The sequence below is a fragment of the Kaistella palustris DSM 21579 genome, from assembly GCF_000422265.1.
Taxonomy (GTDB): domain Bacteria; phylum Bacteroidota; class Bacteroidia; order Flavobacteriales; family Weeksellaceae; genus Kaistella; species Kaistella palustris.
This window is the reverse complement of sequence record NZ_KE383813.1, coordinates 156436-171089: the sequence shown is the minus strand read 5'-3', so window position 1 is coordinate 171089 and position 14654 is coordinate 156436. Positions and strand designations below refer to the sequence as shown.

Here is a 14654-nt window from a genome sequence, read left to right as displayed (position 1 = left end):
CAGCAAAAATTGTTCACCATCTAAAAAACCAAAAATAAAATTAAAACGGAAGTTTCTTCTGGTTCAGCCTTATGAAACTTACAAGTAATCACAAAAACTATTCATATGAACAACGCAATCGCCTCTCATCCGCAACCCACCAATGACGTAAAAGCAACATTGTCGCGACACATGCTCGCCGATGGTTTCGATTTTGTCATGGATTTCGATAAGTCGCACGGCAGCTATATTCACGACCGCAATACCGGCAGAGAATTCCTCGATATGTTTTCCATGTTCGCCTCGGCGTCAATTGGTTATAACCACCCGTATCTTGTAGAAAAATCGGCATGGCTCGGCAAAATGGCCGTAAACAAACCAACGCTTGCAGATGTATATTCCAAAGAATTTGCAGATTTCATGGAAGTGTTCGAACGTGTCGCCATTCCAAAGGAACTGCAGTATGCATTCTTTATCGAAGGCGGAACGATGGGCGTGGAAAACGCCATGAAGGCTTGTTTCGACTGGAAAACCAGGAAGAATTTTGAAAAAGGACTTCACCTTGAAGCGGGCATCTGTATTCATTTCAAGCAGGCTTTCCACGGTAGAAGTGGATATACACTGAGCCTCACAAATACTTCCGACCCAAGGAAATATGAGTATTTCCCCAAATTTGACTGGCCAAGGATCCTTAATCCTCATCTCAATTTCCCCGTCACTGAGGAAAATCTTGAGGAAACCATTAAAAATGAAAACCTTGCACTCCTAAATATAGAGGAAGCCATTCTCTCCAATCCTGATCGGGTGGCGTGCATCATCATCGAGCCCATTCAGGCCGAAGGTGGTGACAATCATTTCCGTGATGAGTTTTTTGTTGGCTTGAGAAATATTTGCGACGAAAATGAAGTACTGCTGATTTTTGATGAAGTACAGACAGGAATTGGACTCACGGGAAAAATGTGGGCTTTCCAACATTTCAGCGCAAAGCCTGATATTATTTCATTTGGAAAAAAAGCGCAGGTTTGCGGCGTTCTGGCCAATAAAGCGAAATTTGATGAAATTCCAAATAATGTTTTCCGGGAAAGTTCCAGGATCAACTCCACATTTGGCGGGAATTTTATTGACATTCTCCGTTTTCAGCTGATTCTGGAAGTGATCGAAAAAGAAAATTTAGTAGAAAATGCCCGGGTTGTCGGCGAATATCTTCTGGAAGGTCTGCAAAAGCTTGCCGAAAAATATCCAAACTTAATTTCAAATCCACGTGGCCGGGGCCTCATGTGTGCCTTTGATCTGCCAACTGGCGAAAAGCGTGACAGACTCCGCGAGGTGTTGTATGATGACGACATGATTATTCTGGCGTGTGGGGATAAATGTATCCGTTTTCGGCCACATCTGAATGTTACTAAGGAAGAAATACAACTGGCACTGGATAAGATCGAAAAGAATATTTCGAAAATTTAAAAAGTTTGCCAATTGCTTTAAATTTTGTGAAACCTTTTATAATCGAGTTTCAGGACAGATTTTCTCCACTTTTTAGCTGCAAATTGTGGAATCTCAATCTCTTACAGTTTGCATATTTTAAATTTTTATCGTAATTTAGAAATTCTAAAATGAAAACGATTATGGAAAGAGAAACTAGAGTGTCAGTTTTTGAAAGTGAAAAACCTACCGATGTACAAATAATCAAGTCCAAACTGGATGCCGGGAATATCAGTAGTTTTTTAAATGACCGGTATATGACGTTCACTACAACGCCTACTGCATCTACGGTTAAACTGATGGTAAATCTGCAGGACGAGAAAAAAGCATTCGAAATCATTGATGCTTATCTGAAGGAAACCGAACTTGAAAGCTTAGCAAACCCCCAAAATTAATTTCATATTTTTTTAAATTTTACGTTTTACAGAAATCGGGATCTTGAAAAAGGTTTCGATTTTTTTTTCGTAAAAATTTCTCGGCAAATCGTGTGGAAAATGTTTCTTAGTTGAATTCGGCTTAGGTAATCTCAGGTTTCAGTTTGTCCTTAAGCATCTTAATGAACACCGACGGTTTCAGATCAAATTTGCGGCGGAAGTGGGCAGAGAAATTTTCCGCACTCGAAAAGCCTGCACGCGCAGCGAGCTCTTTTACGTCCATGTTGATATACTTCACATCGTTTTTGAGGTGATCGATAATATAATCCAGACGGAGATCATTGATATAAAGGGTGAAATTTTTGCCTTTATATGTATTAATGATTTTCGAAAAATAGGTGGAATTTGTGCCCAGCTCTTCACTCAGCGACTTCTGAGAAATCTGCTGATCCAGGAATCTATTTTCTTTTTCAAAAATTTCGAGCTGCTCCAGTATGTTTTCCACAAAGAGCGGGTTTAGGCCGGCAATTTTATTGTAAAATTCGTAATCGGTCTTTTGATCTTGGTGATACTCGCTTACTTCAGGAACAGTTTCAGCTTCCAAGGGCCCGCTTTCGTTTTGCCGTGCAATGATGGCTTCAAACCTTTTTTTGTAATTCTGTTTATCTTTATAAAACCAAAATCCCAGAAGTGTAAAAGCAGCCAATAAAACCACAATCAACCCTGTGAATATCATTCTTTGGTTTTGCAGACTTTTTTCGATCCTGTTTTTTTCAGAAACGAGTTTCTTGGTGTCGTATTCTTTTACAATTTTTTTGTAGAGATACTTGTAATTTTTCTCGTAGGAACGGTCAAGAACCATCAGTTTATTAATGTATTCGAGTTGCTTTTCCTTGTTTCCTGTAGAGTTGTAGTACTTAATTAAAATTTCATACGCCGAGCGGAACTGAGGATCGAGTTTCTTTGTTACATTATAATGTTTATCAATCTCCTCCAGATATTTTACTGCTAATTTTTTCTTTCCCGTATACCAATAAGAAAGACCAAGGTAAAAAACCTCTGTATTGTGCTCCCATTGGTCATCATATAATTTTATTGCTTCTGAAAATTTTGAAATAGCTTTACTGTAATCTTGCGAGTAATATGCATTCAGTCCTTCCGATGTAATAAAGTACGGCAGATACTGCGACAGTTTATTTTTATTCAGATAACCAAAAGCTTCTTTTAGGAGACCTTTATTTTCTTCAAACTGTCCTAATTTGGAATTAGAGTCGATAAGACTCATAAGTGAATAAATGTAATACATCTCGTAATTTTTACCCAGAGATGTTTTACTGTTTAAATTATCTTTAAAAAACTTTAGGCAAACAATCAATTCTTTCTTCGCATCTTCATATTGACCAAGATATATCTTGTTTTGGGCTATATAGTAAATCGTCTTGTTATAAATATAGCTGTTCCCCGATTCCTGAGAAAGTTTGTTGGCCATTAAAATATCATCCAGAGCTTTTTCATAAAACTCTTCGGACATATTAATGTTGCCTCTGTTCAGATAAGAATCTAAAAGTACTTTTTTTATAGATGATTCTTTTGCCGAAATAATTGCGCTGTCCGCATATTTCAGATTCGCCGGATAATCGGTTGACATACTTGCATATCGATATGCATAAAACAAAGCCTCATTATTCTTATCTGTTTTTGATTTCGCGATGTAGAAATTAATAAGTTCCCACATTTTTGTGGGATTATTGCTATTCTCGTCGATCAGTTTTTCGATTTGTTCGTTACTTAGGCCGGAATATTTTGGCTTTTGCGCAGCGATATTTAAAAAAAATACCTGGAGAAATAAAATAAGAAGAGTGGTAATGTATTTCAGCTGCATAAGAACTTAATAAAATGATTCTTAGTAGGATAAATCATTTTTTCATCATTTGTTTTTACAATAATACTGCTATTTTTTTAAAATTGCGGTACATCTTTTATAATTTACGTGTGATTTTTTAAAAAGTAGGTGTTTGTTTTTTTGTTCCGTACATCCAATCTGCAATACATTTGTAAAAATAAAACGCATGAAAAAGTTAGCAGTAATATCAGCAGTAGTTTTTACTACACTCGCATTACAATCCTGCAGAGAAGCAGATGAAGTATTATCCCCTGAAGAAGCGGCAACCCTACATAGAGTACAGGATTCCGCCGGCGCATTAAACAGAGGCGATATAAAAGTAATAAACGGTGACCAAAATACACCGGAAATTTCAAACCTGGATGGAGAAATTGCTCCACCCCCAAGAAAGTAACCCCCTAAACTAAATATTTTTTTTCATCATTTGTGTTGGTTCTTCCGCGGATTGTTTCGCGGAAGAATCGTTTTATATACCTATCTCAAAAATTCAAATTTCAACTTTTGCTTTTAATAGTACTGCAAATAATAATTTCTAAAACACGGAAATATCTTTTTTTGTAAGGAACATAACCAGCGTTCACCCGAACATAATATTTGCCTGTAATTTAATTTGAAGTTTTAATCTGAATAGATCCGATCGTTTTTAAAATAAAATTGGCATTTATTTGATGATAGGAATTTCGAAAACTTCAGGTAAAAACTAATTTTTTAAAAAATATTTAAAGTCACCAAAATCACCGATGCTGAAATGCAGAACAAAGCGGTCATAAACAGATAATCTGCCGCATTTTCATATTTAATTTCCCGTTTCTCGTTGACACACCGGATCGCCATAAAAGAAAGAAAGCAACTTGTGGCCAGGCATAAACTTGCAATTCCCGCGATCTCATCAATATAAGTGCGGTTGCTGATTTTTGTGATTTCCAGCGATGTGAGTATTACAAGACAAAATCCCAGTAATCCCGACGACGCATTTAAAATGTGTGGTGATTTTTTTTCCATGGTTTCATTTATTTACGTAAAAATACACATTATGGAATTATAAAAATTTAACACGCATTTTTTTTAAATCAATAAAATATTTAATTCCTAGGTTTTCCAAATCGTTTCAATTAATTATCTTTGTAGAAATCAAGATTTATATGGAAGCCACCTATATCGAAACCCAGCAAATTTCCTTCGAGGACTTTAAAAACCAAATCCTCGACGATTACAGGTTGGGACGGATTTCCCGCGAACTGTCCTATCTCGGCCGGCGCGAGGTGCTTACGGGAAAAGCAAAATTTGGGATCTTTGGCGACGGTAAAGAATTACCACAACTTGCCATGGCCAAAGTCTTTCGGAACGGTGACTTTCGTTCAGGATATTACCGCGACCAAACGTTTGCCCTCGCCATCGACGCGTTAACTGTAGAAAGTTTCTTTGCACAGCTTTATGCAGATACAAGTGTAGAGCGCGAGCCTGCATCTGCCGGCCGCCAGATGAACGGCCATTATGCCACAAGAAGTTTAAATCAAGACGGCAGCTGGAAAGATCTTACGAAACAGAAAAATATTTCCTCCGACATTTCGCCGACAGCCGGCCAAATGCCACGGCTGCTGGGACTTGCGCTGGCTTCAAAAGTGTATAAATCTGTACAGTTTGAAGGTTCAGAAAAATTTTCAAACAAAGGAAGTGAAGTAGCTTTCGGAACAATCGGTGATGCATCCACGGCAGAAGGTCATTTCTGGGAAAGCTTAAATGCTGCGTGTGCACTCCAGGTGCCAATGATCACAGCGATCTGGGACGACGGTTACGGAATATCCGTTCCGACCCAAAACCAAAGAGCAAAAGCAGATATTGCCGAAATGCTTTCGGGATTTCAGAGAAAAGAAGGTGAAAACCAGGGTTGCGAGATTATTCAGGTCAAAGCCTGGGATTATCCTGCCTTGCTGGACGCTTTTGCACGCGCGGAGCATTTTGCCCGAACTGAAAGTATTCCTGTTGTCGTGCATGTGGTAGAAGTTACGCAGCCACAGGGACATTCAACTTCGGGCTCACATGAGAGATACAAAAGTGAAGACCGCCTAAAATGGGAAGGTGAGTTTGATGGGCTCCGAAAATTCCGGGAGTGGATCCTGGATTATTCCATCGAAATAGAAGGTGCAGAACAGCAGCTTGCAACGGCTGAAGAACTGGAGCAAATTGAAAATGAGGCGAAAAAATTCGTAAAGGAAGGTCAGAAAAAAGCCTGGGAAAGTTATCAGAAAGCCATTCAAACTGTAAGAGAAGAACTTCTTCCCTTAGTAGAAAACCTTAGAAACAATAATGACGCGATCGCAGCGGAAATCGAGGCTTATAAGAAAGTGATTTCGCCGGCTAAACGTGATATCTTCCACTTGGTAAGAAAATCATTAATGCTGACGCGCGGATCTCAAAGTGCGGAACGTTCCAGAATTGAGACAAAGTTCAAAGAACTGTTTGCCACCGAAAAAGACAATTATTCCTCACATCTTTATTCGCAAAGCGAGTGGAAAGCGACCAACGTAAAAGAAATTCCAGCCGTGTTTTCCGACATTTCCGAAACCGTGGATGGCAGAGTAGTGGTACGGAACAACTTCGATAAGATCTTCAGTAAATATCCCGAAACACTTATTTTCGGTGAAGACGCCGGAAATATCGGTGACGTAAATCAAGGTCTTGAAGGGCTTCAGGAAAAATACGGTGAGGTAAGAATTGCCGATACAGGAATCCGCGAAGCCACAATTCTGGGCCAGGGAATCGGAATGGCCATGCGCGGTTTAAGACCGATTGCTGAGATTCAGTATCTGGATTATATTCTCTACTGTCTGCAAGGCATGAGCGATGATTTGGCTACCGTGCAATACCGAACCAAGGGCGGACAAAAAGCACCGTTAATTATCAGAACACGCGGTCACCGCCTAGAGGGTATTTGGCACTCTGGCTCGCCAATGGCCGGAATTATAAATCTTTCAAAAGGGATTTTGATCCTTGTTCCACGAAATCTTACCAAAGCCGCCGGTTTTTATAATACGATGTTACAAAGTGATGAGCCCGCGCTGATCGTCGAATGCCTGAACGGTTACCGCCTGAAGGAAAAACAGCCGGATAATTTAGGAGAATTTACAGTGCCTGTAGGGAAAATTGAAGTGACCAAAGAAGGTTCAGATGTTACTTTGGTTACCTACGGTTCCACGTGGAGACTTGTGATGGAAGCTGCACAGGAGCTCGATAAAATGGGTATTTCTGCGGAAGTGATCGATGTTCAGTCGTTGGTTCCTTTTGATCTCAGCCATGATATTCTGGAAAGTGTAAAGAAAACCAACCGCCTCGTTGTCATTGATGAAGATGTGCAAGGTGGAACTTCTGCTTTTATTCTACAACAAATCCTGGAGAAGCAGAAAGCCTTCAGATATCTGGACTCTGATCCGCTTACTATTTCGGCCGAAAACCACCGTCCGCCTTATGCAAGCGATGGTGATTATTTCAGCAAACCGAGTGTTGATGATATGGTGGAGAAGATCTACGGTTTATTTAATGAAGTGAATCCCGAAAAATTTCCGGCAGTTTAGATTAAACCGAAAACTTTTGAAAATAAAACATACCCTTTTGGATTAAATCTGAAAGGGTTTTTTTTGGTAAAATTAAATCAGATTAACATTTATTGTTGGATTTTTCGAAATAATTAAAACTTGAGAGAAACTGACTTGTTAAGGGAAATATCAGCCCTGTAATCTGTATAAAACCTCAGAAAGTTTCCGTAAATTCGCATCAAATTTATAAAGATGAACTACGATATTATTGTCATCGGAAGTGGTCCCGGTGGTTACGTTACAGCAATCAGAGCGGCACAACTTGGTTTTAAAACCGCTATTATAGAAAAAGAAAGTCTGGGCGGAATTTGCCTTAACTGGGGTTGTATTCCTACCAAAGCACTTCTGAAATCAGCACACGTTTTCAATTACTTAAAACATACAGAGGATTACGGACTTAATAAAATAGAAAATCCGGGTTTCGATTTCTCAAAAGTGATTCAGCGAAGCAGAGGCGTGGCGCAGAAAATGAGCGGCGGTATTGCTTTCTTAATGAAGAAGAATAAGATCGACGTGATCATGGGAACAGCCAAAGTACAAAAAGGCAAAAAAGTTTCTGTGACCGGTAACGACGGTAAAGCCACCGAATATTCAGCCGAACATATCATTATAGCAACCGGTGCGCGTTCCCGCGAATTGCCCAACCTTCCGCAGGACGGCAAAAAAGTCATTGGTTACAGACAGGCGCTGAACCTGCCGGAACAGCCTAAATCAATGATCGTTGTTGGCTCAGGTGCGATCGGTGTGGAGTTTGCCGATTTCTATAATTCCATGGGAACGAAGGTGACCATTGTAGAATTTATGCCTGTGATTTTACCTGTTGAAGACGAAGATACTTCAAAGCACGTTGAAAAATCCCTGAAGAAATCGGGTATTGAAATTATGACCAATGCTTCTGTAGAATCTGTGGACACTTCCGGAAATGGTGTAAAAGCCACGGTAAAAACAGCAAAAGGGAACATCACTTTAGAAGCCGATATTCTGCTGTCCGCAGTGGGAATTGCCTCAAATATTGAAGGTCAGGGTTTTGAGGAAGTGGGCATTAAAACCGAAAAAGGAAAAGTTTTGGTCAATGAGTGGTACGAAACTTCGGTTCCGGGATATTACGCAATTGGTGATATTCTGCCAACCCAGGCTTTAGCTCACGTGGCTTCGGCCGAAGGAATTACCTGTATAGAAAAGATCAAGGGACTTCATGTAGAAAAGATTGATTACGGTAATATCCCGGGCTGTACTTATGCTCATCCCGAGGTGGCGTCTGTAGGACTGACTGAAAAGCAGGCGAAAGAAAAAGGTTACGAACTGAAAGTAGGGAAGTTTCCGTTCTCAGCGTCCGGAAAGGCCACTGCCAACGGCGATACCGATGGTTTCATCAAAGTAATTTTCGATGCGAAATACGGCGAATGGCTTGGTTGTCATATGGTGGGCGACGGTGTAACCGATATGATCGCGGAAGCGGTTGTAGCACGTAAATTAGAAACTACCGGCCATGAAGTGCTGAAGTCAATTCACCCGCATCCAACAATTTCAGAAGCAGTAATGGAAGCAGTTGCGGCCGCTTATGGCGAGGTGATTCACATCTAAAATATTCTAAATATTTTTTGACAAAATACTGATGACGCCGTCTCAAAACTGAGGCGGTTTTTTTGTGATTTGTTTTGAAAATTATTGTTTATTTTATGGTTGTTTTGTATCTTTAAGTATTGATAATCAATGATATGAATATTAAGTTTAAAGATTATAAGCCGATGTCGCGGATTTGCAGTCCGTGACAGTTTTTTTTAACAACACTTCAAAAAATACCAACACTCTTCAGAAACTAAAGCCATTTAACTGAAGTTTTTTTTATTTTTACCTTATGGAAAACGAAATTCAGTTCGAAGATCATTTTATCAACCGTAGCAACTGGATCCGCGCGGCTGTTCTCGGCGCAAATGATGGGATTTTATCGGTTGCCAGTATTGCAGTTGGTGTTTCGGCCGCAGGCAGTTCAAAAGATGTTTTGGTGTTGGCATCACTCGCCGGACTTGTTGCCGGCGTTTTCGCAATGGCAGCGGGTGAATATGTGTCTGTAAGTTCGCAGGCAGATATTGAAGCTGCGGACTTAAAACGCGAAGCAAAAGAACTCGAAGAAATGCCGGAACACGAAATGCACGAACTGGCAAAGATCTATGTAAAAAGAGGCCTCACTCCGGAGCTGGCTTTGCAGGTGGCCGAACAGCTACACGAACACAACGCCCTGGAAGCACACGCGAGGGATGAACTCGGGATCAACGAAATCATGAAAGCGCAGCCACTGCAGGCGGCATTAGCCAGTGGCGCTTCTTTTATAGCCGGAGGTATTTTGCCGCTTATGGTTAGCATATTTCTGCCGATTGATCACATGATGTATTACCAGTACGGTTTTACCATTTTATTTTTAATTATTCTTGGTTATCTGTCCGCACGTGGCGGCGGCTCCCATATTTTAGATTCGGTGGTACGTGTGACCGTTTGGGGGACATTGGCGATGTTGGCTTCGGCGCTTACCGGTTATTTATTTGGTGTAAATGTCAGTTGATTCTAAACACAAATTGGGTATGGTCTTATCCGGAGGCGGAACCCGCGGTGTTGCCCACGCCGGTGTCTTAAAGTTTTTAGCGGAAAAAAATATTCGCGCTGACGTTTTGGCCTGCTGCAGTGCCGGCTCCATAGTGGGGGCGCTGTATGCAGTTCATAAAACGCCGCAGGAAATCCTGGACTTTTTTAAATCAGTATATTTTTTTCACTGGACCCATTTCGCGTTCAATAAGCCAGGACTTGTCTCGTCAATGATATTTTCAAATTACCTTACGCCGGTTTTTGAGGATATGAAGATCGGTGACCTCGACGTTGAATTAAAAATCGTCGCTACAGAACTTGTTTCCGGTGAGCAGAAAATTTTTCAGGCCGAAGATAGAATTGTAGATGCCGTAATCGCCTCGTGCTCCATTCCCGGGATCACCGTTCCATATATTGTAGGTAACGAGATGTTCAGTGATGGCGGTGTGCTCAATAATTTTCCGGCGGATATCATCCACGGTACGTGCGAAAGGCTGATCGGCGTATACGTTTCGCCACCGCAGGATGTAGAAATTGCAGATTTAAATACTATAAAAGCGGTTACAACGCGCGCTTACGAGCTGCTGTCGCACCGAACCGAAATTCACAAATTTGCATACTGCGACTGGCTCATCACCACCAAAAAACTGGCAAACTACGGCACTTTTGAGCGCAAAGCCAACCGCCTGGAAGAGATTTTCGACATCGGGTACAGCGCAGCAAAAACTTCCTACGACGGTATGGTCTTTAAAAAAGATATTTAGTATATACCAGAACTCCCACCAATACAGATGCGGTGGCCATTAGAACCACAGCGCCTGCCGCTATGTCTTTGATGATTTTAATTCTTTCGTCGAAGTCGGGCTGCACCAAATCGCATAGCTTTTCGGCGCATGTATTCAGAATTTCCAGGCTTAACACCGCAAAACATACAATTAGAATAAGTGCAGCGTCAGTCGGTGTTAAGCTCAGAAATACTATTAAGAATAAATTGAGGAGCATCGCAAGAACTTCCAGCTGAAAGTTGCGCTCGGATCTGAGCATCCATAAAACTCCTTTTACAGCGTTACTTAAACTTTTATGGAAAGGAGGTTTCCTCATTACCAGTTTTTATCAACCATGTAAATAAGTTGCCCCATTACCGCCGCACCCAACAACAGTTCTCTTCGGTTTACCTTATCGAATGTATCTTCCTCGGAATGGTGGATGTCGAAGTAGCGCTGTGAATCGGGACTTAGTTCTGCTAAAGGAACACCCAGTACCTCTAAAGGTTCGATGTCGGTTCCGGCATACTGATATTCAAAGTTGTGAACGCCATACGGCAGAAAAAGTGCGCGCCAGGACTGAACCTGTTTTCTTTTATCAGGCGTCATCACCAAGCCAAAACCTCTCGGCGTGAAGCCTCCGCCATCACTCTCCACGGCGAAGATGTGTTTTTCATTTTTTTCCTTTACATTTTTGGCGTACTGTCTTCCGCCACGCACACCATTTTCTTCGTTGGCAAAACATACAACGCGAAGGGTGTGGTTGTTATTTAAACCTAAACTTTTGAAGGTCCGCAGGATTTCAATGCTTTGAACAATGCCGGCGCCATCGTCCTGTGCACCTTCGCCCACGTCCCAGGAATCCAGGTGTCCACCGGCTACGATGACGCTCTGATCTTTGTTACCGGTAATTTCTCCAATTACGGAATGGCTCAGTTTTTCACCCTTCATTCCGCAGTTGGAGTTCAGTTTTGCGGTGATTTTCAGCGTTTGCAGTGCTTTCTCCAGTTCGTCGGAACTTTTTGGCCCAATGGCTACGGCAGGAATTCTGGCGGTGTCATCTTTATCATAAGTCATCATTCCCGTATGTGGAACGTCGTCTAAAGCAGAAGAAAGTGAGCGGATGATCACTGCTTTTGCACCGCGCTTGCCGGCCCAGGACGCAGCCGAACGGCGGTAAATTCCCGCATCACCATAAGCCTGACCGGTAGAAATAAACTTTTGGTTAAAGGCATAATTAAAAAAGACAATTTTTCCTTTTATGGCATTGTCCGGCAGTTTATCGAAATCTGCCTTATTTTTTACGAAGATGATCTCCGCTTCTACATCTTTTCCGTTCGATCCTTCGGAGTTTCCCAGAGACGTCATACGAAGTGTTTTCCATTCACCGTCACTGGCTTTTATCTGCAGCGACTCTTTGCCGCGCACCCACACCGGCACCATCACATCTTCTTTCCAGACCTTATCTGCGCCAGCTTCTTTTAATTTCTGGACTGCCCAGTCTGTGGCTTTTTCGTACGCTTCGGAACCACTTAAGCGGTGACCGATATTTTGCGTGAGATCGCGCAGGCCCTCATAAGCGGTTCCATTAACCAACATTTCATCGGCAATGTGTTTGAACTGAATGGAGTCCTGCGGAGTTTGGGAAAATAAAATTCCGCCCAGAAAGAGCGGAAGTATTTTGATCAGAGAATATTTCATAGGTTTACTTGAATTGATAAACCCAAATTTAAACAAAATTTATGAAAATGCTTTACTGTTTCATATCGTACATAATAAGCGCTGTCACGAGTTTGGGTTCGATATAAGTACACTTAGGCGGCATTTTGATATTCTGGTCAGATACCTTTCGCAGGTCATTAAAACTCACCGGATAAATTCCAAATCCCACTTTATATGCGCCGGAATCGACTTCTTCCTTGATTTTATTAATGCCGTCGACACTCGAACAACCTTTAAGATAGGTTATGCGCTCAGTGGTTTTCGGATCATTGATGCTGAGTATGTCTTTGAAAATAAATTCCTCCAGCAGAAAATGGTCAAGATCGTTCATATCACTTTGCTGTTTCCGCAGGTCATGTTTTACATGCAGCGAATAGAATTTGCCGCCGAGATACATGGAAATATGGAATTTCTGAGAAGGGTAGTACGGTGAAGTTCCTTTTTCGTGAACCAGAAAATTTTCGCCGATGCGGTTCAGGAATTCTTCTTCCGAAAGTCCGTTCAGGTCAGAAATAAGCCTGTTATAATCGTGTATTTTAATAGACTGATTCGAAACCAGGAAACTGAAAACGAAATTATAATGTTCTGTGCCTGTGTGCTTTTTGTTCTTCTCTTTTTGATTGTCAGCGTTCAGCGCTGCACTGCCGATTCTGTGGTGTCCGTCGGCAATATAGAATGAATCGATCTGCTCCAGTACCTCCTTGAACTGCTGCATTTTCAACCGGTTATCTATACGCCAGATCTTGTGTCGCGTGCCGGTATCATCCAGGTAATTCAGGATAGGAATATTTTTCTCCTCATGGTTCATCAGGAGTTCTACCTTAGGATTGGCGATATAAGTCAGGAGCACAGGTTCTGCCTGAAGGTTAACTTTATCCAGATAAAATGCCAGTTTCTCCTTTTTATGGGTGAGCGTAGATTCGTGTTTTTTAATTTTTCCGTTCCGGAAATCATCTACACTTACCAAACCCAAAAGTCCGCGGTAGGTGGATTTATTGGGTAAAAACTGCTCATAAAGGTAATAGGAGGAACTGTCCTGCACGAGTTTTTTATCATCGAGCAGTTCTTCGAAATTGGTTCTTATTTTTCGCAGGTTTCTGTTGATATCTTTGGATTTGCTTACTACATACGGCTTGATCATCTGAATGTACGATGAGTCAGTCTGAGCTTTTTCATTAATGACTTCCTGCGAAAAGTTATCTAATGGATGTGTAGGAAATATGTCGACGAAATCTTCGTTGGGACGGATTCCCCGAAAAGGTTTGAAAGTAGGCATTTCTCTATAGTTTCTTTTTAATGTCAATAATTTGTTGCGCAAGTTCGGTTCCGATCTTCTCCTGAGCATCGAGTGTATTACCGCCCAGATGCGGAGAAAGTGAAAGATTTGGATGCATGAGAAGCGGAAGTTCCGGCGTGGGCTCGTTCTCGAAAACATCCAGGGCAGCACCGGCAACTTTTCCCGAATCGATAAATTCCAGAAGTGCCACTTCATTCAGAACGCCGCCTCTGGCAGTGTTTACAATAAAAATGCCATCTTTCATTTTTTCGAACTGCGGCGTATCGATTATATATCCTTTCGTTTTCGGTGTATTAAGGCTTAAAAAGTCGACATCCTTCAAAAATGCATCCCAATCCTGAACCGAAGAAATCTCGAAACTTACGGACTGGCCATCAAAAAACTGCAGCGCCAGTCTTTCGGTTTTCGGATGGCGTGTCAGCACTTTGACTTTCATTCCCAGAGCAATTCCGATTTTCAGAACTTCCTGACCTATACCGCCAAAACCTACAACACCTAAAGTCTTACCTTCAAGTTCTACGGCTTTCGAATATGACTTTTTTAAAGCTTTGAACTGGGTATCGCCTTCAAGTGGCATCATACGGTTAGATTCGTGCAGGAAACGAGCCAGGGAGAGGAAATGCCCGAAAACCATCTCTGCAACCGACCGCGACGAAGCCTTCGGTGTATTAATTACGTAAAGTCCTTTTTCAATGGCATATTCCACATCGATGTTATCCATACCCACGCCGCCACGGCCTACGATTTTCAAACCGGGACAGGCATCGATCAGATCACGGCGCACTTTAGTCGCACTGCGGACCAGCAATACATCGATCTGGTTTTCATTAATGAAATCTGCCAAATGTTCCTGAGAGACTTTAGCCTCTACAAATTCAATGTTATCTTTCTTTAAAGCTTCGATTCCGGCGTTTGAGATTCCGTCGTTTGCTAAAACTTTCATATTGTGAATTTACGGTTGCA

General features: G+C 41.6%; 13 protein-coding genes. 7 read left to right on the top strand and 6 right to left on the bottom strand.

Translation table 11 applies throughout. From position 1 onward, the window contains the following. Window positions 1-105: 105 nt before the first annotated feature. Both lat and H562_RS0113365 read left to right on the top strand, forming a co-directional pair. Window positions 106-1440, top strand: a complete 1335-nt coding sequence (lat, locus tag H562_RS0113370; RefSeq protein WP_027377966.1) for an L-lysine 6-transaminase — start codon at window positions 106-108, stop codon at window positions 1438-1440. 149 nt (window positions 1441-1589) lie between these two features. After that, entirely contained in the window at window positions 1590-1853 is a 264-nt protein-coding gene (locus H562_RS0113365; RefSeq protein ID WP_233702004.1) for a DUF2007 domain-containing protein, read from the top strand. 121 nt (window positions 1854-1974) lie between these two features. Here the strand turns inward: H562_RS0113365 and H562_RS0113360 are convergent, their stop codons facing one another. Beyond that, window positions 1975-3714, bottom strand: coding sequence for a helix-turn-helix domain-containing protein (locus tag H562_RS0113360; RefSeq protein WP_027377964.1), 1740 nt, complete (start codon window positions 3712-3714; stop codon window positions 1975-1977). A 187-nt stretch (window positions 3715-3901) separates the two neighbouring features. On the opposite strand from H562_RS0113360, the gene H562_RS0113350 reads away from it, so the two are divergent. Continuing rightward, on the top strand, window positions 3902-4129 hold the full coding sequence (locus H562_RS0113350; RefSeq protein ID WP_027377963.1) for a hypothetical protein: 228 nt from the start codon (window positions 3902-3904) through the stop codon (window positions 4127-4129). Window positions 4130-4443: 314 nt separating this feature from the next. On the opposite strand, the gene H562_RS0113345 is transcribed toward H562_RS0113350, so the two are convergent. After that, window positions 4444-4737, bottom strand: coding sequence for a hypothetical protein (locus tag H562_RS0113345; protein ID WP_027377962.1), 294 nt, complete (start codon window positions 4735-4737; stop codon window positions 4444-4446). Window positions 4738-4877: 140 nt separating this feature from the next. Here H562_RS0113345 and H562_RS0113340 point away from each other — a divergent pair, with 140 nt between their 5' ends. From H562_RS0113340 to H562_RS0113325, 4 genes are all read left to right on the top strand, one after another. Continuing rightward, entirely contained in the window at window positions 4878-7307 is a 2430-nt protein-coding gene (locus H562_RS0113340) for an alpha-ketoacid dehydrogenase subunit alpha/beta (RefSeq protein ID WP_027377961.1), read from the top strand. A 213-nt stretch (window positions 7308-7520) separates the two neighbouring features. After that, window positions 7521-8912 carry a dihydrolipoyl dehydrogenase gene (gene lpdA / locus H562_RS0113335; protein ID WP_034691200.1) on the top strand — a complete coding sequence of 464 codons (1392 nt, stop codon included), beginning with the start codon at window positions 7521-7523 and terminating at the stop codon, window positions 8910-8912. A gap of 274 nt (window positions 8913-9186) precedes the next feature. Then, entirely contained in the window at window positions 9187-9888 is a 702-nt protein-coding gene (locus tag H562_RS0113330; RefSeq protein ID WP_027377959.1) for a VIT1/CCC1 transporter family protein, read from the top strand. 19 nt (window positions 9889-9907) lie between these two features. Then, on the top strand, window positions 9908-10672 hold the full coding sequence (locus tag H562_RS0113325; protein WP_233702003.1) for a patatin-like phospholipase family protein: 765 nt from the start codon (window positions 9908-9910) through the stop codon (window positions 10670-10672). Here the strand turns inward: H562_RS0113325 and H562_RS0113320 are convergent. From H562_RS0113320 to H562_RS0113305, 4 genes are read right to left on the bottom strand one after another with little or no spacing between them, the layout of a single operon-like run. Beyond that, window positions 10656-11009 (bottom strand): diacylglycerol kinase family protein, encoded by a 354-nt coding sequence (locus H562_RS0113320; protein WP_027377957.1) that lies wholly within the window; start codon window positions 11007-11009, stop codon window positions 10656-10658. The genes H562_RS0113325 and H562_RS0113320 overlap by 17 nt on opposite strands. After that, window positions 11009-12373 (bottom strand): M20/M25/M40 family metallo-hydrolase, encoded by a 1365-nt coding sequence (locus tag H562_RS0113315; protein WP_027377956.1) that lies wholly within the window; start codon window positions 12371-12373, stop codon window positions 11009-11011. Before H562_RS0113315 ends, H562_RS0113320 begins: the two co-directional genes overlap by 1 nt. 52 nt (window positions 12374-12425) lie before the next feature. Beyond that, window positions 12426-13670 (bottom strand): DUF1015 domain-containing protein, encoded by a 1245-nt coding sequence (locus H562_RS0113310; protein ID WP_027377955.1) that lies wholly within the window; start codon window positions 13668-13670, stop codon window positions 12426-12428. Window positions 13671-13674: 4 nt separating this feature from the next. Then, window positions 13675-14634 carry a D-2-hydroxyacid dehydrogenase gene (locus H562_RS0113305; protein WP_027377954.1) on the bottom strand — a complete coding sequence of 320 codons (960 nt, stop codon included), beginning with the start codon at window positions 14632-14634 and terminating at the stop codon, window positions 13675-13677. Between the last annotated feature and the right edge of the window lie 20 nt (window positions 14635-14654).

Bases quoted from the DNA above. Each gene is read 5' to 3' on its own strand.
- lat (WP_027377966.1), top strand. From the start codon at position 106: ATGAACAACGCAATCGCCTCTCATCCGCAACCCACCAATGACGTAAAA.
- H562_RS0113365 (WP_233702004.1), top strand. From the start codon at position 1,590: ATGAAAACGATTATGGAAAGAGAAACTAGAGTGTCAGTTTTTGAAAGT.
- H562_RS0113360 (WP_027377964.1), bottom strand. From the start codon at position 3,714: ATGCAGCTGAAATACATTACCACTCTTCTTATTTTATTTCTCCAGGTA.
- H562_RS0113350 (WP_027377963.1), top strand. From the start codon at position 3,902: ATGAAAAAGTTAGCAGTAATATCAGCAGTAGTTTTTACTACACTCGCA.
- H562_RS0113345 (WP_027377962.1), bottom strand. From the start codon at position 4,737: ATGGAAAAAAAATCACCACACATTTTAAATGCGTCGTCGGGATTACTG.
- H562_RS0113340 (WP_027377961.1), top strand. From the start codon at position 4,878: ATGGAAGCCACCTATATCGAAACCCAGCAAATTTCCTTCGAGGACTTT.
- lpdA (WP_034691200.1), top strand. From the start codon at position 7,521: ATGAACTACGATATTATTGTCATCGGAAGTGGTCCCGGTGGTTACGTT.
- H562_RS0113330 (WP_027377959.1), top strand. From the start codon at position 9,187: ATGGAAAACGAAATTCAGTTCGAAGATCATTTTATCAACCGTAGCAAC.
- H562_RS0113325 (WP_233702003.1), top strand. From the start codon at position 9,908: ATGGTCTTATCCGGAGGCGGAACCCGCGGTGTTGCCCACGCCGGTGTC.
- H562_RS0113320 (WP_027377957.1), bottom strand. From the start codon at position 11,009: ATGAGGAAACCTCCTTTCCATAAAAGTTTAAGTAACGCTGTAAAAGGA.
- H562_RS0113315 (WP_027377956.1), bottom strand. From the start codon at position 12,373: ATGAAATATTCTCTGATCAAAATACTTCCGCTCTTTCTGGGCGGAATT.
- H562_RS0113310 (WP_027377955.1), bottom strand. From the start codon at position 13,670: ATGCCTACTTTCAAACCTTTTCGGGGAATCCGTCCCAACGAAGATTTC.
- H562_RS0113305 (WP_027377954.1), bottom strand. From the start codon at position 14,634: ATGAAAGTTTTAGCAAACGACGGAATCTCAAACGCCGGAATCGAAGCT.